Raw genomic sequence first — 6,451 nt, forward strand, 5'->3', positions numbered from 1 at the left:
CCGAGTGGAAGTCGCTGACTTGAGATAGCGGACTCGTTGATACTGACGAAAGTCAGAGCGCAACAAAAAAAATTCGATTGTACGAGCAAATGTTAGTGGATTATTGACTTTTCTACGCCTTTATGCTGCATCGTGGTGTTTTTCTCTGCTTTTTGTTGGGGATGTTAATTATTTTGCCGCTCCTGCTGCTGGCTCCTCAACCTGTTTTGGCTGCTGGCGATTCTTACGTGAATAGATATTTACAAGCCAAGGAACCTGTAGCACTAGAATTGGACGCTGAGGGAAACACTCGGTTGTTTTCCGCTCAGGATTTGTCTGTGGGCAAGGTGTTGTTCGAGCAAAATTGCATGAATTGCCACGTCGGAGGAGCAACTTTGCCGGATCCGATGATATCTCTGTCTTTGGCAGATCTCCAGGGGGCAACGCCTCCCCGCACCAACATCAATAGTTTGGTGTCATACCTGAGAGAGCCGATGACTTATGACGGCAGTGAGGAAACTTTTTGGTGCCGCCAAGTACCCGAAAGCTGGATGCCACAGACTGAGGTTGAAAATTTGGCTGCTTTTGTGATCCGGGCCGCTCAGAAAGCTCCGGGCTGGGGCGTGGATAATTTTGAGAGTTGAACTGCCACTGCCAAAAAGTGGTAAATTACTCGGGAGAAAGCAATCGCCTAGTCGCGATCGCGCCTGTTTTAATCAGGTAAAATAATTAAAGAATCACCCTTTGTGTGTCCATTAGAGGAGAACTGCGTTGAAAAGACTCTTATCGATCGCCTTGTTAGCGTTCACAATTTTCACTTTCGGCTTCAGCAGCCCTGCTCTGGCTGGAGATGCTGCTAAAGGAGCTAAAATCTTCAGCAACAACTGTTCTGCTTGTCACATCGGTGGCGGCAACGTCGTTATGGCAATGAAAACCTTGAAAAAGGGCGCTCTTGAGAAGTATGGCATGAATTCTATCGAAGCTATTACGACTCAGGTAACTAAGGGCAAAAATGCTATGCCTGCTTTCGGCGGCCGCTTGAAGCCCGACCAAATCGAGGATGTAGCAACCTACGTACTCGAACAATCTGAGAAAGACTGGAAAGGCTAAACTGCCTCTTTGAAGTCGGACAACCTGGGCGGACTTGATTTAATTTTAAAACTTGTCTTCCCGATCGCACCCTCTCTCTCTCTTTGGTAAATAAATCTCGGTTTGCAGCGATCTTAACCTATTTGTCCAAGCTCGCCAGAAATCAGATTTTTATTAGCCCAAGGGTGGGGGAGGGAAATTTTATTTTAGATTTTAAATTTTAGATTGAAAATTTTTTAGATTGAAGATTGAAGATTGCTAATTTTGTATAAATTGTCAAGCACAGGACATTAACAGGGCCTCCCTATGGGGACAAGAAACCCGGTTTCTCAGAAAAATTTGCGACGAAAAACGAGAAATACTCAGAAACCGCGTCGCTCAAATTAGCGCGCGATCGCAAATTAATTAGTAAATGCTGACTTTGGATAAGTTGTCAAGCACTTTACATTAAGATTTATTAATGCTGAGGTTCATCAATGAAAAGTGTGTGCTAGGATGTAACACCTTATTAGAAAAGCTTTGAAATCAAAATTAAAGTCGATCGCGAAAGTGGACTCTACATCAAGCAAGAACCTAAAAAAATCAAGCATGAACGTCAAAACATCAGCAAAAGTTAAAACTGAAGTCAAAACTCTCGGAGACGCAGCCTCGGGTGCGATCGAGAAATATTTCCGCAAAGCAGTAGGGCACGAGGCTGAAGTTATCAAAGACAAAGATGCAGAAGAACTTCATCAAATGCGAGTCGGAATGTGGCGTTTGCGATCGGCTGTAACGGGTTTTGCTCCGGTTTTAGACTTGCCAAAAGCAGCTTCTGAACACAAAATTGGTAAGGTGGGGCGGATTCTGGGAAGGCTCAGAGATTTGGATGTGATGCTCGAAAGTCTCCAAAACGGATATTACCCGAATTTGCCGGCTGACGAACAGGAAGTTTTGGATGAAGCTTTGTTGAGTTTGCTCAAACAGCGGCGTCGGGCTTTGAAAGCGGTGAGGGCTGTTTTGGAACACAAAAGCTACCAGTCGCTGAAAGAGTCGATCGAGAATTGGGTAGAAAAACCGCAGTTTAGGGCGATCGAACATTTGCCAATTGCCGAGGTTGTACCAGATTTGCTGTTACCTCAAATCAGTGAGTTTTTCCTGCATCCAGCTTGGCTGCTGGGCACCGAATATGAGGATGGCAAAGTTAAAGTTGCTGATGATTTGACTGAGTCGGCTGTGGAAGAGAAGTTAGCAGCGGAGGGAACTATTCTGCACGATTTGCGGAAGCAAGCTAAGCGGGTTCGGTATTTGATGAATCTGTTTGGCGATTTTTACGGGGAGACTTATGAAGTTTATGTCGAAGATGTAAAAGCTGTTCAGGAATGTTTGGGCGATATTCAAGACTGTGAAGTTTTAGGGGAGTTTATGACAGATTTTGTCGATCGCGATTTGCAAAAAGAGTTGCCGAAACTGGCTGGTTTGCTAGCCCAAAAACGCTACGGGGCTTGGCAAAAATGGCAGGTTTTGCAGCGCAAGTATTTGAAATCGGAAATTAGGCAAGATTTGCGATCGACTTTAATTCATCCTGTGGTTGCAGGTGCTAAGAGTGATTAGTCTCAGAAAAAGTAGGTTTTCCGGGTGAAGAAAGTGCGATCGGCTGCGGGAACTAGAAGCCGGACACGGCAATGCCATGTCCTACAAATATAGCCTACAATAACAGATATTCGTAGGAAAACGGCAATTCCGTGTCCTTCATCGTGTAACTTAAGAAAGGGCGATCGCGCTTTGGGAAGGAAAAGGGCGATCGCTCTTTTGCAGTCAAAACTTAGGAAATACTTTCATAATGATTTGGCATATGCCTCGTATTTCCTAAACATTATGGTTTGATTGTTTCCACCTCACGATATCCATTAGGGCAACCAACTCCACCACTCGTTGATACAAGTGATATATTTCTATTAGAAGAGCTATTGCTTTTGCAAATTGTGCACGAATAACCCTGATTTCTGGCAGGCCCAAAAGCAATGCCAACAAAATTGCTAAAATCTGACTTGATAGACTGGGCGGCTATTATTGATATATTACTGTACTTTGTAGGTACAATCCCGAAATTGTAAGTATAGTTGTTCCCCAAAGCTGTACCTGTATAAGGCATCCTCCCATTTTTGTAATAAAAATACCAGCCATTGTGACACTGAGCTTTGACAATGCTTCTTGCTTGAGATTCAGCAGGTGACAAATCGCAATAATAACAAACAAGTGGTATTCCTACGCCCATAACATAAAGTGCTACTTTCAACCCAGTTTTAGTAAATAATGCTCTGGCGAAAAGTTCACCAACCACACCAGCTACACTATTGCAAAATTCTTGCCACAGTTCATCCATATATTTATACCTGTGTAAAAAGATTATGTGACTATCTCTTTATCACAACACAAGTTAGCCTGTAAATTTCTGTCTTTAATAGTCATAAAATGCCATGAAATTTCAGGGATTCAATTTAATAATTAAGGTTATAAATTGTCACTTTTTGCCAGGTGTGTCACTAAATGTCATAAAAGTCTGATACAATAGCAAAAACTTCTTACAACCTAGGACTATCAAGCCAATGGATGCTGAAGAAATCTTAAGATTTGCTGACAACCTTGTTTTTGCTAAAACGGGCAAACGATTGGACGATCTTCAACGGGCAGTAGTACGGGGCGCTTCGCAACGTAAAACTTACCCCAAAATAGCTAAAGAATCCTACTCTACTCCACGCCATATAAGAAATGTTGCCTCAAAGTTATGGCAACTATTTTCACAAGCATTAGAGGAAAATATCACTAAATCAAATTTTTGCTCTGCGATGGAAAGGTATCAAATTTCTAAAGTTTCAAATTCCGGTCATTTTAACCTTGTCCAAAAAGGGAATATAAACGTCTGCACAGAAACCTCACACCATCCCAAAACTTCACAAAACTCACCCCCAACACAAACCTCAAATGAAGACGACACGCAACAGAAACCGCGACTTGACTTAAGAGATGCACCAGATATCACCTCATTTTATGACCGCACATCCGAACTCGCCACTCTACAACAATGGATCTTACAGGATCGCACTCGCCTAGTCGCCATATTAGGACTCAGCGGAATTGGCAAAACCAATCTCGCACTCCACCTCCTCCCACAAATCCAGCATCAATTTGAATATATAATTTGGCGAAGTCTCGGCACATCCCCAACCCTCAATCATACCCTAAAAAGCCTAATTAAATTTTTATCTAATCTACCAGAAATCGAATTGCCAGCCAGCACCGATGAACTGCTATCGCTGCTAATCGACAAATTGCGATCGCACCGTTGCCTCATCATCCTAGACGACGTACAAACAATTCTCAGCAGCGGACAAATAGCCGGAAATTATCGACCAGAATATGAAAATTACAGCACACTATTCAAACGTATCGGCGAAACTTGCCACAACAGTTGCTTAATCGTCAATAGTTGGGAACCGCCTAGAGAAATTGTCGCATTAAACAGAGAAAATCCCCGCATTCGCACCTTGCCACTCAACGGTTTAGGTGCAGCAGCAGGCGAAATTCTCAGAGAAAAAGGTTTACTCGAACCGGAGAAATGGGAAACCCTGATTGACATTTACCGAGGCAATCCCTTGTGGTTGAAAATAGTTGCAGCCATGATTAAAGAATTATTTAGCGGTCGAGGTGCCGAATTCTTAAAATATGATACCCTATTCTTGGGAGAGGAATTGAAAGCAAGATTGCAGCAGCAGTGCGATCGCCTATCGGAATTAGAGAAACAGGTCATGTGCTGCATAGCGAATCAAATCGAGTCTGTTTCAATTTCTCAATTACTAGAAAATCTGCAATTATCACCGGACGATTTATGCAAGGCGCTCCTATCCTTAGGAAATCGAGCATTTATTGAAAAACAAGAACCAGATAATAAAGCGCTGTTCAGTTTATCGCCAGTAATCAGACAATATGTCAAAACTGAATATTGTCGCGAGGGAATTGCTACATAGAAATTAGCGGATATCATAGGTAGGAAAACGGCAATGTCGTATGCGGCGGGTAGTTATCCAAATTACAGTAATTCATATAATCAATAACTATAGCAATACTTTCTAATATACCTAAGATTGTATGTATTTGCCAGCCCTTAAATCAAACTTTTCCAGTTTCTAAGGGTATTTTTTTCGGACAAATATCATCATCGTACCAACCAGTCAAAGCCACAGCCAAAGCATCCGCCGCATCATCAGGTTTCGGAATATAACCCAACTCCAACTCCCGCGCCACTGCCTCTTGTACTTCCGATTTATCAGCATTGCCGCGGCCAGTCAAAGCTTGCTTAATTTGAGCAGGCGTAAACTCAAACAGCGGCACACCGCACTGAGCCAATACCAGCGTCAAAACGCCCCGTGCTTGGGCTACAAGTATAGTATTTCCCATTTTGTAAAAAAACAGTTTTTCGGCAATTGCCAAATCTGGTTTTACCTCATCAATTACCGTATGCAAATCTTCATAAATTGTTTTTAGGCGCTGTCCCATTTCCTGCTTTGGCGTTGTTTTAATCACACCACAATCAATTAGGGAAACGCTATTCTCGTCTTGTTTGCCGGGGATAATATGACAAGATATCGCGCCGTAACCAAGATTTGCCAAGCCCGGATCTAATCCCAAAATTCGTGTTTCCATTCACAATTATTGATTGTTTTTCTCATGTCGGAGCCAATTAATAGCACCCGAAAAGCTTCCACACACATTCTCAGTTCCCTATTATTCCATTTTTTTATCTAAAATCCGGTAAGCGGCTGTGTATTTAAATTGTATATCTTGATGACCATCACAAATCGTCCAATCATCTCCCCGAATTCCCTTCTCCCATAGGGCGATCGATATTCAGACACAATCTAGATGCACAACAGCTTAGAATTTTTGTATAAAAGATGGAGGTATCCGCACTGAACTGTATGGGATTAGACTTACTATGCAGGACTACAAAAAATAGTTGTTAATTTTTCGGTTGGCAAACTTTTGTCATCGAGGGCAATATAGTAATATCAAGTTTGGTTATCTCATCGCAATCAAGTTTGAGCGTTGGGAATATAAGTCCTTGAAAATGCGGACTAAAGTCCTCACTACGAACCATATTGAATGCAAGTTCTTGAAAATGCGGACTAAAGTCCTCACTACGAACCATATTGAATGCAAGTTCTTGAAAATGCGGACTAAAGTCCTCACTACGAACCATATTGAATGCAAGTTCTTGAGAATGCGGACTAAAGTCCTCACTACGAACCATATTGAATGCAAGTTCTTGAAAATGCGGACTAAAGTCCTCACTACGAACCATATTGAATGCAAGTTCTTGAAAATGCGGACTAAAGTCCTCACTACG

The 6,451-nt window shown here is 42.3% G+C and carries 7 protein-coding genes; 4 read left to right on the forward strand and 3 right to left on the reverse strand.

What is annotated here, in order from left to right:
- Positions 1 to 122 precede the first annotated feature (122 nt).
- The 3 genes from psbV2 (at position 123) to QZ938_RS25445 (ending at position 2,658) form a co-directional block, all read left to right on the forward strand.
- Entirely contained in the window at positions 123 to 623 is a 501-nt protein-coding gene (gene psbV2 / locus QZ938_RS25435; RefSeq protein ID WP_293156455.1) for a photosystem II cytochrome PsbV2, read from the forward strand.
- A 127-nt stretch (positions 624 to 750) separates the two neighbouring features.
- Positions 751 to 1,089, forward strand: coding sequence for a cytochrome c6 PetJ (gene petJ / locus QZ938_RS25440; RefSeq protein WP_293156452.1), 339 nt, complete (start codon positions 751 to 753; stop codon positions 1,087 to 1,089).
- A 567-nt stretch (positions 1,090 to 1,656) separates the two neighbouring features.
- Positions 1,657 to 2,658, forward strand: coding sequence for a CHAD domain-containing protein (locus tag QZ938_RS25445; protein WP_293354117.1), 1,002 nt, complete (start codon positions 1,657 to 1,659; stop codon positions 2,656 to 2,658).
- Between the two features lie 262 nt (positions 2,659 to 2,920).
- Here QZ938_RS25445 and QZ938_RS25450 read toward each other — a convergent pair whose 3' ends face one another.
- Positions 2,921 to 3,430, reverse strand: a complete 510-nt coding sequence (locus QZ938_RS25450; RefSeq protein WP_293354115.1) for a hypothetical protein — start codon at positions 3,428 to 3,430, stop codon at positions 2,921 to 2,923.
- Positions 3,431 to 3,653: 223 nt separating this feature from the next.
- On the opposite strand from QZ938_RS25450, the gene QZ938_RS25455 reads away from it, so the two are divergent.
- The gene (locus tag QZ938_RS25455) at positions 3,654 to 5,072 is read left to right on the forward strand and encodes an NB-ARC domain-containing protein (RefSeq protein WP_293354113.1); all 1,419 of its coding nucleotides are present in this window, start codon (positions 3,654 to 3,656) and stop codon (positions 5,070 to 5,072) included.
- Positions 5,073 to 5,214: 142 nt separating this feature from the next.
- Here the strand turns inward: QZ938_RS25455 and ruvC are convergent, their stop codons facing one another.
- Both ruvC and QZ938_RS25465 read right to left on the reverse strand, forming a co-directional pair.
- On the reverse strand, positions 5,215 to 5,748 hold the full coding sequence (gene ruvC, locus QZ938_RS25460; protein ID WP_293156443.1) for a crossover junction endodeoxyribonuclease RuvC: 534 nt from the start codon (positions 5,746 to 5,748) through the stop codon (positions 5,215 to 5,217).
- A 316-nt stretch (positions 5,749 to 6,064) separates the two neighbouring features.
- A partial coding sequence (locus QZ938_RS25465) for a hypothetical protein (RefSeq protein WP_293365652.1) occupies positions 6,065 to 6,451 on the reverse strand: 387 nt, incomplete at its 5' end.

Origin of the sequence: Microcoleus sp. CAWBG27 (assembly GCF_020883145.1) — a bacterium.
Lineage (GTDB): Bacteria > Cyanobacteriota > Cyanobacteriia > Cyanobacteriales > Microcoleaceae > Microcoleus.

What these genes read in the sequence shown, in the direction of transcription:
- ruvC (WP_293156443.1), bottom strand. Translation starts at nt 5,748, where the DNA reads ATGGAAACACGAATTTTGGGATTAGATCCGGGCTTGGCAAATCTTGGT.
- QZ938_RS25445 (WP_293354117.1), top strand. Translation starts at nt 1,657, where the DNA reads ATGAACGTCAAAACATCAGCAAAAGTTAAAACTGAAGTCAAAACTCTC.
- QZ938_RS25455 (WP_293354113.1), top strand. Translation starts at nt 3,654, where the DNA reads ATGGATGCTGAAGAAATCTTAAGATTTGCTGACAACCTTGTTTTTGCT.
- psbV2 (WP_293156455.1), top strand. Translation starts at nt 123, where the DNA reads ATGCTGCATCGTGGTGTTTTTCTCTGCTTTTTGTTGGGGATGTTAATT.
- QZ938_RS25450 (WP_293354115.1), bottom strand. Translation starts at nt 3,430, where the DNA reads ATGGATGAACTGTGGCAAGAATTTTGCAATAGTGTAGCTGGTGTGGTT.